The 15,461-nt window shown below is 67.3% G+C and carries 12 protein-coding genes and 1 tRNA gene; 1 reads left to right on the plus strand and 12 read right to left on the minus strand.

What is annotated here, in order from left to right; translation table 11 throughout:
* Positions 1–98: 98 nt before the first annotated feature.
* Genes L1F31_RS00255 through L1F31_RS00280 form a run of 6 tightly spaced genes read right to left on the minus strand, consistent with a single transcriptional unit; the run spans position 99 to position 7,839 of the window.
* Positions 99–1,949, minus strand: coding sequence for a protein kinase domain-containing protein (locus L1F31_RS00255; protein WP_265418740.1), 1,851 nt, complete (start codon positions 1,947–1,949; stop codon positions 99–101).
* Entirely contained in the window at positions 1,946–3,415 is a 1,470-nt protein-coding gene (locus L1F31_RS00260; protein WP_265418741.1) for a peptidoglycan D,D-transpeptidase FtsI family protein, read from the minus strand. Before L1F31_RS00260 ends, L1F31_RS00255 begins: the two co-directional genes overlap by 4 nt.
* Positions 3,412–5,037, minus strand: coding sequence for an FtsW/RodA/SpoVE family cell cycle protein (locus L1F31_RS00265; protein WP_265418742.1), 1,626 nt, complete (start codon positions 5,035–5,037; stop codon positions 3,412–3,414). The genes L1F31_RS00260 and L1F31_RS00265 overlap by 4 nt, the downstream gene beginning before the upstream one ends.
* The gene (locus L1F31_RS00270) at positions 5,034–6,410 is read right to left on the minus strand and encodes a PP2C family protein-serine/threonine phosphatase (protein WP_265418743.1); all 1,377 of its coding nucleotides are present in this window, start codon (positions 6,408–6,410) and stop codon (positions 5,034–5,036) included. Before L1F31_RS00270 ends, L1F31_RS00265 begins: the two co-directional genes overlap by 4 nt.
* A 53-nt stretch (positions 6,411–6,463) precedes the next feature.
* Entirely contained in the window at positions 6,464–6,976 is a 513-nt protein-coding gene (locus L1F31_RS00275; protein WP_265418744.1) for an FHA domain-containing protein FhaB/FipA, read from the minus strand.
* Complete coding sequence (locus tag L1F31_RS00280) at positions 6,973–7,839, minus strand: DUF3662 and FHA domain-containing protein (RefSeq protein WP_265418745.1); 867 nt, start codon at positions 7,837–7,839, stop codon at positions 6,973–6,975. Before L1F31_RS00280 ends, L1F31_RS00275 begins: the two co-directional genes overlap by 4 nt.
* Positions 7,840–8,214: 375 nt before the next feature.
* Between L1F31_RS00280 and L1F31_RS00285 the strand changes: the two genes are divergently transcribed.
* Positions 8,215–8,298 (plus strand) — tRNA-Leu (locus tag L1F31_RS00285).
* 307 nt (positions 8,299–8,605) lie between these two features.
* Here L1F31_RS00285 and L1F31_RS00290 read toward each other — a convergent pair.
* The 6 genes from L1F31_RS00290 to mvk are packed head-to-tail and all read right to left on the minus strand — an operon-like array spanning position 8,606 to position 15,439.
* On the minus strand, positions 8,606–9,892 hold the full coding sequence (locus L1F31_RS00290; RefSeq protein WP_265418746.1) for a hydroxymethylglutaryl-CoA synthase: 1,287 nt from the start codon (positions 9,890–9,892) through the stop codon (positions 8,606–8,608).
* Positions 9,889–11,013, minus strand: coding sequence for a hydroxymethylglutaryl-CoA reductase (locus tag L1F31_RS00295; RefSeq protein ID WP_265418747.1), 1,125 nt, complete (start codon positions 11,011–11,013; stop codon positions 9,889–9,891). Before L1F31_RS00295 ends, L1F31_RS00290 begins: the two co-directional genes overlap by 4 nt.
* Positions 11,010–12,227: an isopentenyl-diphosphate delta-isomerase gene (locus tag L1F31_RS00300; RefSeq protein WP_265418748.1), complete on the minus strand. Its 1,218-nt coding sequence runs from the start codon at positions 12,225–12,227 to the stop codon at positions 11,010–11,012. Before L1F31_RS00300 ends, L1F31_RS00295 begins: the two co-directional genes overlap by 4 nt.
* On the minus strand, positions 12,217–13,449 hold the full coding sequence (locus L1F31_RS00305) for a phosphomevalonate kinase (protein WP_265418749.1): 1,233 nt from the start codon (positions 13,447–13,449) through the stop codon (positions 12,217–12,219). Before L1F31_RS00305 ends, L1F31_RS00300 begins: the two co-directional genes overlap by 11 nt.
* Positions 13,446–14,471: a diphosphomevalonate decarboxylase gene (gene mvaD, locus L1F31_RS00310; RefSeq protein ID WP_265418750.1), complete on the minus strand. Its 1,026-nt coding sequence runs from the start codon at positions 14,469–14,471 to the stop codon at positions 13,446–13,448. Before mvaD ends, L1F31_RS00305 begins: the two co-directional genes overlap by 4 nt.
* Positions 14,468–15,439 carry a mevalonate kinase gene (mvk, locus tag L1F31_RS00315; RefSeq protein WP_265418751.1) on the minus strand — a complete coding sequence of 324 codons (972 nt, stop codon included), beginning with the start codon at positions 15,437–15,439 and terminating at the stop codon, positions 14,468–14,470. The genes mvaD and mvk overlap by 4 nt, the downstream gene beginning before the upstream one ends.
* Positions 15,440–15,461 lie beyond the last annotated feature (22 nt).

The following is a 15,461-nucleotide window of genomic DNA, read 5'->3' on the forward strand; positions in this document are numbered from 1 at the left end:
TCACCCGGTCGGTGCGTTCATTCTGACTCGTTCCGGGTTGAGTCTCAGTATTGCAAACTCTTCGCTTCTCGTGATCGCTGCTCAGTGTCGTTCAATGTCTAGCCATTGCCGTTGTTCCCGTTCGGGTTTCCGCTTTCACCGCCATTGCTCGAGGAATTCGAGTTGTTGCCGGAGCCGTTGTTGCCGCTGTTCGGGTTCGACCCTCCCGAAGAGTCGGCCGAATCACCGGAGTTCGACGAATCCGAACCGGAACCATCGTTCGAGCTCGAGGAGTCCGAGCCGGACTCGGAGTCAGTGGAGCTCGACGAATCCGACGAGCTCGATGACTCCGAGGAGCTCGAGGAGTTCGAACCGGTATCGCTGTTCTCGGAATCAGATCCCGAATCCGAGCCCTGGTCCTGCGAATCCGAGGAGGAACCGGAGTCCGAACTCGATTCGGAGTCATTGCCCAGTCCCGGATCGGTTCCGGAGTCCGACGCCGGCTCTTCCGGCTCTTCCGGCTCTTCGGCAGGACCGGCGGAGACGTAGAGCGTGACGGTGTCGCCCTCTTCGAAGGTGTACCCGTTGTCGCCCTCGCCGACATCGGCGACGGTGCCGGCGGCACGGTCCGAGTTGATCTCGGTGGTGTCGACCTCCAGGCCCTTCTTCTCGAGGTTCTGCGTCGCCGAGGATTCCGACAGTCCGATGTAGTCGTTCTTGTCGATCTCGATGGTCTTCGCAGCCTCCGAGGTCGGTGCCGACGTAGACGGTTCCGGTTCGGGTTCGGCATTGCCTCCGCCGAGGAAGAACCACAGCAGGGACCCGACCGCGATCAGTGCGAGGATCGCGAGGATCCAGATGAGGACGCGGCCCTTGTTCGACTGCTTGTCCTTCTCGAGGTCCTTCTTCTGCGGATCGTTCGGATCCAGTTCCCCGGCACCGGCAGCTCCTGCCGCGCCTGCGGCACCGGCACCGGCGGCGAAACCCGCAGCCTGGTTGTTCGGGTAGACCTGTGTGGCGTCCTGGGAGGCGGTGACCGGGATGGCCTTCGTCGTGGGCACGGGCTCGGGGTTGTTGAATACCTGTGTGAGCGCCTCGGAGGCGGCGGCTCCGTGGCGCATCTGCGGCACGAGCTCTTCGGCTCCGGCGATGTCCCCGGCCGAGAGCGCCTCGGCGGCCTTCGCGACCTTGAAGGCATCGGACGGGCGACGATCCGGCTTCTTCTCCAGCAGACAGTCGATGAAGCGCCGCAGCGGTTCGGACACCGTGTCCGGCAGCGGCGGATGCTGCTGGTTGACCTGGGCGATGGCGATCGCGACCTGCGAATCGCCGGTGAAGGGGCGCTGCCCGGCCAGCGCTTCGTAGGCGATGATGCCGAGCGCATAGAGGTCGGATCCGGGACCAGAGCCCTTGCCGGTGGCCTGTTCGGGGGCCAGGTACTGCGCGGTGCCCATCACCTGGCCGGTCTTTGTCAGCGGCGCCTGGTCCGTGACTCGAGCGATGCCGAAGTCTGTGATCTTGACCCGGAAATCCGGGGTCATGAGGATGTTGCCGGGTTTGATGTCGCGGTGGATGACCCCGACCTTGTGTGCGGCACCGAGAGCCTGAGCAGCCTGAGTGACGATGCTCAGGGTGTCGGTCTCGGACAGGGGTGCGCTGCGTTCGATGATCGCGGAGAGCGCCTCACCCGGCACGTACTCCATGACGAGGTAGGGCGAACCGTCCTCATCACCGTAGTCGTAGACGCCGGCGATGCCGGGATCGGAGACACGGCCCATGTTCTGCGCCTCGGCGCGGAAGCGGGCGAGGAAGCTGGATTCGGAGAGGTATTCGTCCTTGAGGATCTTCGCCGCGACCTCACGGCCGAGCACGGAGTCCACACCCTTCCAGACCTCGCCCATGCCGCCGACGGCGATGCGGGAGGTGAGTTTGTATCGGTTGCCCAACAGGGTGCCTTCGACGGGTCTCATTTCTCGACCACCGCTTCCATCATATTCTTCGCGATCGGTCCTGCGACCGTCGCACCATAAGCTTCATTGCCCGCGTTTCCACCGTTCTCGACGACCACTGCGACCGCGACCTCAGGGTCATCGGCGGGGGCGAAGGAGATGAACCAGGCGTGAGGTGCCGCACCCGTGGCGTGCTGAGCGGTGCCGGTCTTCGCAGCGACCTTCGTATCGCCCATCTTCGCCACCGAGGCGGTTCCGTTCTCGACGACTCCGGTCATCATCTCGGTGAGCTTGTCGGCCGTATCGCCGGAGACGGGGCGGGAGAGCTCCTTCGGCCGGGTCTCGGAGATCGGTTCGAGGGTGTTCGCGTTGAGCACCCGGTCGACGAGCTGAGGCTTCATCATCTTTCCGCCGTTCGCGATGCCTGCGGTCATCATCGCCATCTGCAGCGGGGTCGAACGGACCTCGTACTGACCGAGCGAGGACTGCGCGAGCTGCGGCGGGTTGAGGTCGGAGGGGAACGTCGACGGGGTGACATTGAGCGGGATCTCGAGGTCCTCGCCGAAACCGAACTTCTCCGCCTGCTTCGCGATCGCATCCTCACCGAGATCCATGCCCAGGGAGGCGAACGAGGTGTTGCAGGATTCGGCGAGTGAATCAGCCAGGGTCGGCTTTCCTCCGTTGCGGCAGGCGCCCGGGTGGGAGTTGCCGATCGTCGCCGTGGTCTGCGGCAGATCGAGCTTCGCGGGGCCGTTGAGCTGCGAATCGGGCTCGTAGTCACCGGATTCCAGGGCGGCCGCGGCCACGAGGACCTTGAACGTCGAGCCGGGCGGGTAGAGGTTGCCGCCGATGGCCCGGTTGTAGGCGGGCTTGCCCTCGGCGGATTCGAGGTTCTTGAAGGCCTCACTGGCCTCGGTGGAGTCGTGGCTGGCCAGGGCGTTGGGATCCCAGCCGGGGGTCGAGGCCATGGCGAGGATCTTCCCGGTCTTCGGGTTGATCGCCACGGCCGCACCGTTCTGGTTGCCCAGACCCTCCCAGGCCGCCTGCTGCACCTTCGGATCGATCGTCAGCTCCACGGCGGCGCCGCGGGGCTGCTCGCCGGTGAAGAAGGACCCGACCTTGTCGTAGAACAGGGCATCGGAGTCGCCGGAGAGGTAGTCGCCGACTGCGCGTTCCATCCCCGAGGCGCCGGAGACGACCGAGTAGAACCCGGTCAGCGAGGCGTAGGCACGCGGATCGAGGTTGTCCGAACCGTATTTGCGCTGGTACTTGTACTTGTCGTCGACAGGTTCCGAATAGGCGATCGGGGTGCCGTCGACGAGGATCGGTCCGCGATCGCGGGCGAGCTGGTCGAGGATCCGCCGGTTGTTGAGCTGGTTGTTGTTCAGCGAATCCGCGGTCACGAACTGCACCCAGCTCGTCGATCCGAACAGGAGCGCGAACATGACGAATCCGACGACGGCGATATGCGTCAATGACTTCTTCATCGTTCACCTCCGGTGTTGTGCGGGTCGTTGCGGTTCGGGTCGTGGTCGTCCGCGGGGGCGAGGTTGGTCGTCGGCGCTTCGCTGTCGGCGCGGCTGAGGTTCGTCGTGGGTGCGTCTTCGTCGACCTCCCGCGCCGAGGCGGTGCTGCGTCTCGCGGGTGCGCTGTCATCCGATTCCGTCGGATTCGCTGAGTTCGCCGAGGCTGCCGATCCGACTGCGGCGGTCGCGGGCTTCTTCTCGGGCAGGGGGTCCTCGGTGATGGTGAGGACGCCGGTGTGGAACTCCTCGACGGGACGTCGGGCGTTGTCCGAGATCCGCAGCAGCAGGGCGATGATCATCCAGTTCGCGATGAGCGAGGATCCGCCCTGGGCGAGGAACGGCGTGGTCAGACCCGTCAGCGGGATGAGGCGGGTGACGCCGCCGACGACGACGAAGACCTGCAGCGCGATCGTGAAGGACAGGCCGGTGGCCAGCAGGGTTCCGAAGCCGTCGCGCAGCTGCTGGGCAGTGCGGATGCCGCGTTGGAAGATGAAGAGGTAGCACAGCAGGATGACGAAGAGGCCGGCCATGCCGATCTCCTCGCCGAAGCTCGCGTAGATGAAGTCGGACTCGGCGTAGGGGACCATGTTCGGTCGCCCCTCGCCGAAGCCGGTGCCGATGAGGCCGCCGTTGGACATGCCGAACAGGCCCTGCACGAGTTGGTACGAACCGCCGGGGGTCTTGTTGTACTCCTCGGGGCTGAGCGCATTGAGCCAACCGGACACACGCTGTCCGACGTGGGAGAAGAGGAAGGTCGCTGCGACGGCGCCGGCGGAGAAGAAGCCGAGGCCGAGGATGATCCAGGAGACCTTCGAGGTGGCGACGTAGAGCATCGCGACGAACAGGCCGAAGAAGAGCAGCGAGGTGCCGAGGTCGCGTTCGAAGACGAGGATGCCGACGCTGGCGACCCAGGCGATGACGATGGGACCGAAGTCACGCAGGCGGGGGAAGCGGATGCCGAGGATCTTCGGACCGGCGGCGACCAGCTGGTCCTTGTAGGTGACGAGATATCCGGCGAAGAAGACTGCGAGCAGGATCTTCGCGATCTCACCGGGCTGGAAGGACATCGATCCGACACCGATCCAGATGCGGGCGCCGTTGATGGTCTTGCCGAGGCCCGGGATGAGCGGCAGCAGGAGGAAGAGGAGAGCGGCGAAGCCGGAGACGTAGGTGTAGCGGCGCAGCCAGCGGTGGTCGCGGACGATGAAGATCACGGCGATCGCCAGTCCCATGCCGAGCGTCATCCACACGAGCTGGGTCATCGCCGAGCCGAGGTACTCATCGCGTCCAAGGTCGACGCGGTAGATCATGGCCAGTCCGAGACCGTTGAGCAGCACCGCGATCGGCACGAGAACGGGGTCGGCGTACTTGGCTTTGATCCACACGACGACGTGGAGGATGAGGCCCAGTGCGGCCAGCCATGCGGCGTAGCCGTAGACATTGGCCGGGATCGTGTCCTCGACGCCGAGACCGACGAGCGCATAGGCGCTGGTGGAGATGGCGATGGCCACGATCAGGAGACCGAGTTCGGCCAGACGGTAGGTTCTGGGTCGCGCGGTCTGCGAGGGAGCCTGGTTCGTCACTGCGACTCCCGGGTGATGGCATCACTGGGGTCGGCGGATTTGGAATCCGGGGGCGAAGGCGCCGGATCGGTCGGGTTCGCGGCGTCCTCGACGTTGCCGGTCACACCGGACGAACGGTCGGATTCCTTGCGCAGATTGTCGATGATGCGGTCGGCCTCATCGCGGGAGCCTGCGGGGATCGAACCGCGCAGGCGGTCCTGCGAATAGCTGTTGAGGGTGCCGACCTCGATATTCGTGGTGTCGACGAGGCGGCTGAGCTCGATCGGTCCGAGCGTCGTATCCAGCCCTCGGTAGAGCGAGACCTTGCCGTCTTCGGCGGCGACGTAGTACTGGTTGCTGACGTAGTTATAGGCGAAGAACCCGCCCACGGCCAGCGCGATGATCACGATGGCGGTGATGATCCAGCCGAGGTAGGACCTTTTCTCGACCTCGTCGTCGAGGTCGGCCTCCTCGTCTGCGGCGGATTTGGTCCGCAGCTGCTGAGTGGTGCCGTCGCGGGCTTCGACGTCGTCATCCTCGGCGCTGTCGACGGACTGGAGCGGCACGGTGTCGGTGGGAACGTCGCCGTCGCCGTAGTTCGCGTGGGCATCGGGGTCCGCTTCCGAATCGGTCTCCGGGTTCGCCCCGATCGCGGCATAGCGGGGGTTGAGGTGGACGGAGCCGACGGAGACCCCGGCGGGAGTCTCGACTTCGCCTTCGAGGACGTCGCCGACGACGACGGTGACATTGTCGGCTCCACCGCCGGCCAGAGCCAGGTCGATGAGCTGGCGGCAGGCCTCGTCCGGGTCTGCCACATCGGTCAGCACTCGGGAGACGTCATCGATATCGGCGAAACCGGTCAGCCCGTCGGAGCACAGCATCCAGCGGTCGCCGACCTGGGCCTCGCGCAGCGACAGATCGAGATCGGGGGAGGCCCCGACGTCGCCGAGGACCTTCATCACGACGGATCGCTGCGGGTGGGTTTCGGCTTCCTCGGGGGTGATCCGGCCTTCGTCGACGAGCATCTGGACGAAGGTGTGGTCATGGGTGATCGGCTGGAGCTTGCCGTCGCGCAGCACATAGCCGCGGGAGTCGCCGATATGGGCGAGGGCAAAGCGGTTGCCCGGGGCACGCAGCACCGCGGTGACGGTGGTTCCCATGCCGGCGAGTTCGGGCTGTTCGCCGACGCCGCGGCAGATCTGATCATTGGCGTCGAGGATCGAGGTGCGCAGCAGTTCGAGGGCATCCTCGCCACCGGGTTCCTCGTCGAGTTCGGCCAGACGGGAGACGGTGATCGCCGAGGCGACGTCACCGCCGGCATGACCGCCCATACCGTCGGCGATGAGCAGGAAGTTCGGACCGGCGTACCCGGAGTCCTGGTTGTTCTTGCGCACCAGCCCGGTATGAGACCGGGCTGCCGAACGGAGAGTGATGGTACCGCCGGTCGTCACGATTGGGTCTCCAGGGTCGTATGTCCGATGGTGATCCGGGTGCCGATGGCCAGCCGCACAGGGCCGGTCATGCGCGATCCGTTGACGATGGTGCCGTTCGTCGAACCGAGATCCTCGAGCATCCAGGCGCCGTTCTTCGCGGAGATCCGGGCATGGTGACTGGAGGCGAAGTCGTCATTGATGACGATGGTGTTGTCCGGGGACCGGCCGAAGGTCACTGGTGCTCCGGAGAGCATGAGCGATTGACCGGCCAAGGGACCGTCGGTGATGCGGATGGTGCCCGGATGGGCGTGTGCGACCGGTGCGGACGCGGGTGCCGGACTCGGTGCGGGAGCCGGTCGAGCCGGGGGTGGGCTCGTCTTGGAGCCGCCTCGGCGAGATTTGCGACCGGCACGGGAGCGACGGGGACCGAAGATGTCCCGGCGCAGGACACCGGCGACTCCGAGGACGAAGAGCCAGAGGATGACGAAGAAGGCCAGTCGGAAGACTGTGACGGTGAATTCGCTCACTGGGCGTCCCGCTCGCTGTAGTGGACTTCGGCCTCTCCGGCGAGGAGGACATCGCCGTCGGAGAGCTTGGCGGAGGTCAGTTTGCGTCCGTGCAGAAGGGTGCCGTTCGTCGATCCGAGGTCATTGGCCACGGCATGGTCGCCTTCGACGATGATCTCGAAGTGCCGGCGCGAGACGCCGGGATCGTCGATGACGAAATCCGAGCTCGACGAGGAGCGGCCGAAGGTGTTCGTGCCTTGGCGCAGCGCCTGGGTGCGACCGTCGATGGTCACGCTGGCCTCGATCGTGCGGCTGCGCGGGGCAGCTGGCGCCGGCGCGGGCCGGGCGGCGAGATTCGAGCGCGGGGCCGATGTCTGTCGAGCCGGTTCCGGGGTGCGGCGCTGAGTCACGGGGCGGGAACCGGAGTTCGGGGACTCGCCGACGATCGGGTTGGCCCGGGAGACCGGGTCGTATCCGCCGCGATTTGCCGGCTGGGCCGCTGGGGAGCCGTCGGGACGCTGAGTCGAGGACACGACGCGATACATGCCCGTGTCCAGGTCGTCGGCGAGGGCGAATTCGACGGAGACGGGGCCGACGAAGCTGTAGGCCTGTTCGACGGCGTGGTCGCCGATGATCTGGCGCAGATCGGATCGCAGCTCGGACTCGAGACCGGAGAGCCGGTCGTGGTCGGTCGGTGAGAGTTCGATGATGTAGTGGTTGGCCGTCAGTGTGCGACCGCGTGAGACCACGGCGGCCTTGTTGTCGGCCTCACGGCGCAGGGCACCGGCGAGTTCGACGGGTTCGACCTGTGATCGGAAGGCTTTGGCAAAGGCGCCGTTGACGACGTTTTCCAGCCCCTTCTCGAAGCGATCGAGTATCCCCATGGCACCTCCTCTAAAGGTGTTGCCGTTCGCAGACGAACTCTTCGCCCCGCGTCAGTGTGGGCCCTGACCAGGGAGTCCCGGGTGGACACAGTCTGGGCACGTCAACACCCAATCCTAACGCGGTGAGGCTCTCAACTCACGTCACGCGTGTTCGCGGGGCGAACCTGTGCCGGGATTCCCGGCGCGCGTCCAGGGAAGATCGAGGCTGTCACGTCGGTGTGTTCGGGTGCTCAGGAGCGGTGTGTGCGGGTGTTGGGTCGTGGTGTGTGCGGGTGCTCGGAAGGGGTGAAAATGTGAAGGTCGACACGTTTGCGCCTAATCGGCCACCCCGGTTTCATGTTTCGGCGGATGCGATGCTAGAGTTTTACCTTGTTCGCGCGAGTGGCGGAATTGGTAGACGCGCTGGCTTCAGGTGCCAGTGGCCGCAAGGTCGTGGGGGTTCAAGTCCCCCCTCGCGCACAGCGAACGAGAAGCCCCTCACCGGGACCTGCAGAAGGTCGGGTGAGGGGCTTCTTCGTGCCCGCAGACGGCCGGTTATAAGATCCGCAGCCCCCTAGCAACTCCGCCGAACCCGAAAGGGCTCGGGTGGCTCTGGAAGGCTCACCGAAAAACGTGAGCTGTTCAGAGCAACCAGAGCCGTTTCCGTCGTGGGGTGCGTGCGGAGGGACCAGCGTCCGGCCCCATGGATGCAGGCGGGGGCCAACCTCCGGCGCCGTGGATGCTGCCGAGGGGTTCCGACGGGTGCGGCGCGCGGTCCGCGCCCGTCTCAGGCGCGTTCGTAGATGCGTGCGCGACCCCTGATGCCGGCGAAGCGGAACGGTCCCGCAGTCACCTTCGGGGTGGAGACGTCCTCGGCGCTGGGCAGCTCGGTCGAGTGCAGGGCACGGTAGGCGTCGATCGACAGCGGCACTCGGGCCTCGAGCGCTGCGGTCACGGCCTGCCGGCGCGTGTACTGGTCATAGCCGGGCACGACGCGGGCGGTGAAGAATTCGCCGACGCTTCCCGAACCGTAGCTGAAGAGTCCGATGCGCTTGCCCGTGAGATCCGCATCATTGTCGAGCAGAGCACAGAGGCCCGCGTAGAGCGAGGCCGTGTACGAGTTGCCGAGGCGACGGTTGTACAGCGTGCTGGTCGCGAGCCCGGTATCGCGCGGACCGGCGGAGGCTTCGGGGGCAACGGAGGCCGCACCCGCGCCGGCGGAATCGCCAGCGGCACCAGCAGCACCAGCCTCGGCACCAGCTCCCGCAACGATCTCCGTGTCCAACTGCGCGCCGGTCAGGCCGGCGAGGTGGACCTGAGCTTTCTTCGCCATCTTCGTGAAGGGCTGGTGGTAGAGGACGCGGTCGATCTCGTCGATGCTCGGCCCGCCCTGATCCTGCAGGTCCGTCCACGCACCCGTGAGCGCATCGAGGTACGCAGTGACGGACAGGGCGCCGTCGACGATCGCGGTCGACGAATCGTTCGGGCGCCAGAAGTCGTCGACATCGGCCGAGTTCAGGCCCGACACCGGTTCGATCTCAAGCAGCTTCGGGTTCGCGGACACGAGCATCGCCACGGCACCGGCACCCTGAGTCGGCTCACCGGGGGTGTCGAGCTCGTACCGGGCGACGTCGGAGGCGATGACGAGCACACGATGTTCGGGCGCACGCGTGACGATGCCGACGGCCGCCTGCAGGGCAGCGGTCGCCGAATAGCACGCCTCCTTGACCTCGACGATGCGCATCTGCGACGGCAGACCGAGCAGCGAATGCACGGCCATGCCAGCGGCCTTCGACTGGTCCGTGCCCGACTCCGTGGCGAACAGCATCGTCCGAATGCCCTCGGTGCCGCTGCGTTCGATGATGGGGGCGACTGCCGCGGCGGCCATCGTGACGATGTCCTCGTCGGGTGCCGGGAAGCTGAACTCGTCCTGGCCGAGACCCAGATGGAACTTGGCCGGATCGGTGCCGTTCGCCTCGGCGAAGTCGTCGAGGGCCACCACATGATGCGTCGTGGACAGTTCGATGTCGTCGATGCCGATCGGAGCAGCGCCCGCAGCAGTGCGTGATGTCATGCGGCCTCGCCGTCCTCTCCGCGAGCCGTTTCGGTCCCGCGTTCCTTCTCGTTCCCGCGTTCCTTCTCGGCTCTGCGCTCCATCTCCAAGTGGGTCGACATGAGCTCGCCCGGGTTGGTCTGCGCGGCCAGCAGCGACAGTTCGCCGCAGAGCACAGTGGCGGCCATGAGCGCGGCCAGGCGGCGCGAGTTCGCACCGGGTTCGCGGTCCTCACGACACCCGAGACGCTCCAGCGCCTCGTCGACATGGGGCAGGTCCTTGCCGTTGCCGACGGTGCCGACGATGAGGTGGGGCAGCGTCGTCGAGAAGTACAGGCCCTCGGGACGGTTCTCCGCATACGTGATGCCCTGCGAGCCCTCGACGATGTTCGCCGCATCCTGACCCGTGGCCAGGTAGAAGGCGAGCAGCATGTTCGCATAATGCGCGTTCGCCGAGCGCAGAGCACCGGCGATCGTCGAGCCGACGAGGTTCTTGCGGACGACGATCTCCGTCATCTTCTCCGCAGTCGAGCGCAGGCGGCGCTCGACGACCTCGTGGGGCAGGAGGATCTCGGCGACGACATTGCGTCCGCGCCCGAGGATCCCGTTGACCGCGGTGGCCTTCTTGTCCGAGCAGTAGTTGCCTGAGACCGACCCGTAGTCGAGTCCCAGCTGCCACGAGAGGATGCGCTCCATGAGCGTGTCCGAGGCCTGCGTGACCATATTGTGGCCCGAGGCGTCATTGGTGCGGAAGGCGAAGCGGACGAAGAGCAGATTGCCCACGATCTCGGGGTGGATCTCGATGAGCCGGGCATGGTTGGAACCGGCCGCGACGACGTCTTCGAGTTCGGGCATCCGGTGGCGGATGGCCTGCGCGGCCGCCTCGGCGCCGATCGCGGATTCCGCGACGAACAGCACCGACCGGGTCATCCGCTCATCGACGATGACGGTGCGGATGCCGCCGTCGATCTCACGCGAGATCGAGGCACCGCGACCGACGGAGGGCCACAGCGGGGTCTCATACGTCGCCAGGGGAACGGCCACCTCGGTGTGGGTGCCTGCCGGAGCCAGCGCATCGCCGCTGACCCGCAGGGGACCGACCCAGGTGGTCGGAATCCCGGTGATCGTGGTCTGCTGTGTCACAGCTGATTCCTCCTCGAATGGACGTCAGATCGGTGCGAGAGCGCGGTGACGTCGATTCCGCGCAGGCGGGCGAACTCGCCGAGGCGGCCCCGCGTGAGCAGATCCGTGCCCAAGAGATCCGTGGACCGCTGCGCTCCGAGCAGAGCGAACAGAGCCGAGGTCTGAGTCTGCCAGGTGTGCACGAGTTCGACCAGTCCTTCCGCTCCCTGGTCGAGCACCGTCTGCAGGAAGGTCCCGGCGACGCCGACGGCGCGGGCACCGCAGGCCAGTGCTTTCACGACATCATAGGGGTTCCGGACCCCGCCGGAGGCGAGCAGAACGCGTGATGGGACGGCCCCGGGCCCGGCGCTGTCGCCCGTGGCGGCGTTGCTGCGGGCTGCGGTGGTGCTGCCGGTGGTGCTGGCGGCAGCGCTGGTGCTGCCGGTGGCACCCGTCCATTCGGGTGGGGCGTCGAGCAGGCAGGCCAGCGCCGATTGGCCGAAGCCGGTGAGCATGGAGAAGTCGGCGGCGCCCGAGCGGTCGTTTTCGATGCGCAGGAAGTCCGTTCCCCCGGCACCGGAGACATCGGCGAAGCGGACGCCGATCTCGGCGAGCTGGGTCAGGGTGCGGCGGCTGAGCCCGAATCCGACCTCTTTGACGACGACGGGCACGGGGCAGGCGTCGACGATGTCTTCGAGCCCGCTCATCCAGGTGGAGAAGTCGCGGGTGCCTTCGGGCATCGCGGTCTCCTGGACGGGGTTGATGTGCAGCTGCAGGGCGTCTGCGCGCAGCAGTTCGACGGCGCGGCGGGCGTCATCGGCGCTGCGCCCGGCACCGAGGTTGCCCATGACGAAGCCGTCCGGGTTCTCCTCACGGATGACGGTGAAGCCCTTCGCGGCCTCCGCATCGTCGAGCGCCACGCTCATCGAGCCGCAGGCCATGGGCAGTCCGGTCTCGGCCGCGGCGATCGCGAGATCCCGGTTGATCTTCGCCGTGGTCTCGGTGCCGCCGGTCATGCCGTTGACGTAGAAGGGGGTCGGCCATGTCCAGTCGCCGAGGTTCACGGAGAGGTCGACGCGATCGGGACTGGTGCCCGAGAGCGCATGGTGGACGAACTCGAGGTCGTCGAAGTCGGTCCGTCGCGGCCCCTCGGTCTGCTGGGCCGAGGCGAGGCGGACGTGGTCGTCCTTGCGGGAGGCGCGCGAGGCCTTGGCCTCCGGGGTCTCAGAACTCATCGATCTCGCCTTCCTCTCGGTGGGCACCGAGGTCCAGTGGTCGGATGCCGGCAGCTTCCCAGCCGGCGAGGATGGCCTCGACATCGGCGTGGGTGCCAGGTGGGGTCGTGGCTGTTGTGGCTGTGCCGGTGGTGGCCGCGTCGGGTGCGGTCCTGGCTGCGCCGGTCGCGGCCGCGTCGGCTGCGGTCGCGGCTGTGCCGCTCGTGCGCACCAGGGCGATGCCGCAGTCTCCTCCGCCGGCGCCCGAGGGCTTCGCGGCCGCACCGTGCGCGCCTGCGATCTCGCACAGATCGCGCAGGGTCTCGGTCTCGATGAGGCTGCCCGAGGTCTCGTCGAGGCGCTGCAGCAGTGCCCGCACGGCCCGGATGGTGTCGAGGGCGGCCTCGGCATCATCGTGGTCGAAGGCGGTGACGAGGTCGTCGACGAGGACATGGGATTCGGCGGCGAAGGACGCCAGAGGGCGCGGCTTCGGTGCCTCGGGGGCCGGTGCAGCAGTGTCCGCGGCCCCGGGTGTGTGCACCCGTTGGACGAGGTGCTCGGTCGAGGCCGGCGAACCCGTCCACCCGACGAGGAGGTTCAAAGAAGCCGGAGGGGTGACCCGCCGGGCCGAGGATCCCGCCCATTCGGGGCAATGCAGCGCCGAGACGACGCCATGCGCCTCACGGTGGGCGCGCAGCGCCGCACGGTCGGGGGAGGAGTAGCGGATCCATCCGCCGAAGGTGCTCGCCGCCAGATCCCCACCCGAGGCGTTCGGGGAGATCATGATCGTGGCCAGCAGCGCGAGTTTGAAGCGTTCGGTGAGGCTCAGGTGCAGTTCGTAGAACTCATCGAGGGCCGCGATCGTCGCCACGGTCACCGCGGCCGAGGAACCGAGACCGAACTTCCGACCGTCCGCGTCATCGAGTTCGCTGGAGATGTCGAGATCGAAATAACGTGGGGCCGCACCCCTGGCGGCCCGCAGCTCCTCAACGGTCGAGATCGCCGAGAGCACATAGTCGGCGGGACGGTGCTCGAGGACGATGGTCTCGCCGTTCTCCTCCCGATGCCACACCAAGGGGGCCTGGCCGTATTCGGAGGAATGGATGTGACCGGAGTCCTCACTCTCGGTCAGGCGCACGGTGATGCAGCGGTCGACGGCGATGAGCACCGCCGGCTGACCGGGGGTCACAACGGCGTACTCTCCGGCGATGTAGAGCTTTCCGGGCGCCCGGGTGATGATCATGCGCGGTTGCCTTCACCTGCGTGCGTGGTCTCGGCCGGGTCGTCACCGACCGCAGGGACCGCCTCGGCGGCGTCGAGCAGATGGGCACCGGGACCGGGACCGACGATGCGGACATCGCCGAATGCCGTGAGCTGTCCGGCCAGCGCCTCGGCGTCGTGGGGACGGACGATGACGGCGACGTTCGGTCCGGCATCGGCGGTCGAATAGGCTTCGATCCCAGACTCACGGGCTTCGGCGACGGCGTCGAAGATCGCATGGCTGGTCGGGTTGAGGAAGCGGATCGGGGGCACGGTGGACTGGATGAGTCCGTGCATGCGCAGAGCATGGGATTCGGTGATCTCGCCGATGCGGGTGAAGTCCCCGGCCGCGCAGGCCGCGAGCATCTGCTGAAGATAGTCCTCGGTCGAGGACACCCACCCGGGGTAGAACGGAGAGGTCGACGCGGTCAGGCGCATCGCCTCCCGCGAGGACACTGCCTTTCTGGCCCGATTGACGGTGACGATGATCATCCTCATGTCCGGGGCGTCGACAGATTCGGCGAAGGAGGATGCGTCGTCACCGGCGTGCCAGACCGCTACTCCGTCGGGGATGGATCGGCAGGCCGAGCCCGAACCGCGGCGGGCCAGGCGGCTGAGGTCGCGGGGCTCGAGGTCGAGGTCGAAGGCTGCGGCGGCAGCGGTCGCCAGGGCTGCGAATCCCGACGCCGAGGAGGCCAGTCCGGCTCCCGTGGGCACGGAGTTGCGGGAGCGGACGAGGACCCGATCCTCGCGTCCGGCGAGTGCGCGGACATGGTCGAGGAAGGTCGAGATGCGTTCGGTCTGGCCGGCATCGGCCAGCGCCCCGTCGAGTTCGAGGACATCGGCTCCGGCACCCGGGGCGGGGACGACGGTGGTCGTGGTCTCGAAGTGATCGAGGGTCAGCGACAGGCTGCCCGCGGCCGGCAGGATGAGCTCCTCATCGGCCTTGCCCCAGTATTTGACCAGGGCGATGTTCGGGTAGGCCCGCGCCGTCGTCGTTCTCATGTCGCTCTGACCTCCGTCGTCCAGGTGCGGGGCGCTCCCGCCGTGCGCAGCGCATCCGCGAGCTCCTCGGCCTCGTCGTCCCCGTCGGCCAGGGCCAGAACACAGCCGCCGAGGCCCCCGCCCGTGAGCTTGGCTCCGCGGGCTCCGGCCGCGGTGGCGGCGCTGACGAGCGAGTCCAGGGTCGAGGTCGAGACTCCGATGCCGCTGAGCAGCTCATGGGCCTCGAGCATGCGCCGTCCGATCGTGGCCCGGTCACCGGAGCGGATATCGTCGACGGCGGCGTCGGTGATCGCGGCCAGGCGGTCGATCATCCCGCCGATGCGCGAGGGATCGGCATCCCGGCGGGCACGCACGCCTCCGACCGCCTCGGCGGTGGAGCCGTGATGCCCGGAGTCAGCGAGGACGAAGACGAGTCGCTGACCGACGTCGATGGTCTCCGCACACCCGGTCTGGAAGCGGATCGGGGCGGGCTTCGCCACGGCCCAGGCGTCGATGCCGCTGGGACGGCCGTGAGCGACGGTCTCGGCTGCCTGCACAATCTCGTGGAGAGTCTCCTCGTCGAAGACTGTGGAGTGGAGGTTCGCCACGGCACGGGCCACGGACGTGGCCACGGCGGCACTCGACCCCAAGCCGCGGCTGTGGGGGATCGCCGAACGGATGAGCAGCTCCACCTCGGCGTCGGGATCGCCTACGGCATCGAGCGCGGCCCTGAGGCCGGCGACGACGGGACCCATCGGCTCCGGAGCGGTCTGCGCGTTTCCGGAGAACAGCTGACTCTCGATCCGGGTCTCCTGCTCCGGGGACCGGCGGATATCCGTCTGGACGCCGAGGCCGTGCAACGGCACGGCGACGGCGGGCGAGCCGTAGACGACCGCGTGTTCGCCGAACAGGATCGCTTTGGCGTGGGCGAAGCCCTGGGAGGTGCCCGCAGCGGCCGGAGGCGGTTCGGTCTGAGAGGAATTGTGCATGCAGAAGGGTTTCGGAGTCTGT

It is taken from the genome of Brevibacterium spongiae, assembly GCF_026168515.1.
Lineage (GTDB): Bacteria > Actinomycetota > Actinomycetes > Actinomycetales > Brevibacteriaceae > Brevibacterium > Brevibacterium spongiae.

What these genes read in the sequence shown, in the direction of transcription:
- L1F31_RS00255 (WP_265418740.1), bottom strand. Translation starts at nt 1,949, where the DNA reads ATGAGACCCGTCGAAGGCACCCTGTTGGGCAACCGATACAAACTCACC.
- L1F31_RS00260 (WP_265418741.1), bottom strand. Translation starts at nt 3,415, where the DNA reads ATGAAGAAGTCATTGACGCATATCGCCGTCGTCGGATTCGTCATGTTC.
- L1F31_RS00280 (WP_265418745.1), bottom strand. Translation starts at nt 7,839, where the DNA reads ATGGGGATACTCGATCGCTTCGAGAAGGGGCTGGAAAACGTCGTCAAC.
- L1F31_RS00290 (WP_265418746.1), bottom strand. Translation starts at nt 9,892, where the DNA reads ATGACATCACGCACTGCTGCGGGCGCTGCTCCGATCGGCATCGACGAC.
- L1F31_RS00300 (WP_265418748.1), bottom strand. Translation starts at nt 12,227, where the DNA reads ATGAGTTCTGAGACCCCGGAGGCCAAGGCCTCGCGCGCCTCCCGCAAG.
- L1F31_RS00305 (WP_265418749.1), bottom strand. Translation starts at nt 13,449, where the DNA reads ATGATCATCACCCGGGCGCCCGGAAAGCTCTACATCGCCGGAGAGTAC.
- mvaD (WP_265418750.1), bottom strand. Translation starts at nt 14,471, where the DNA reads ATGAGAACGACGACGGCGCGGGCCTACCCGAACATCGCCCTGGTCAAA.
- mvk (WP_265418751.1), bottom strand. Translation starts at nt 15,439, where the DNA reads ATGCACAATTCCTCTCAGACCGAACCGCCTCCGGCCGCTGCGGGCACC.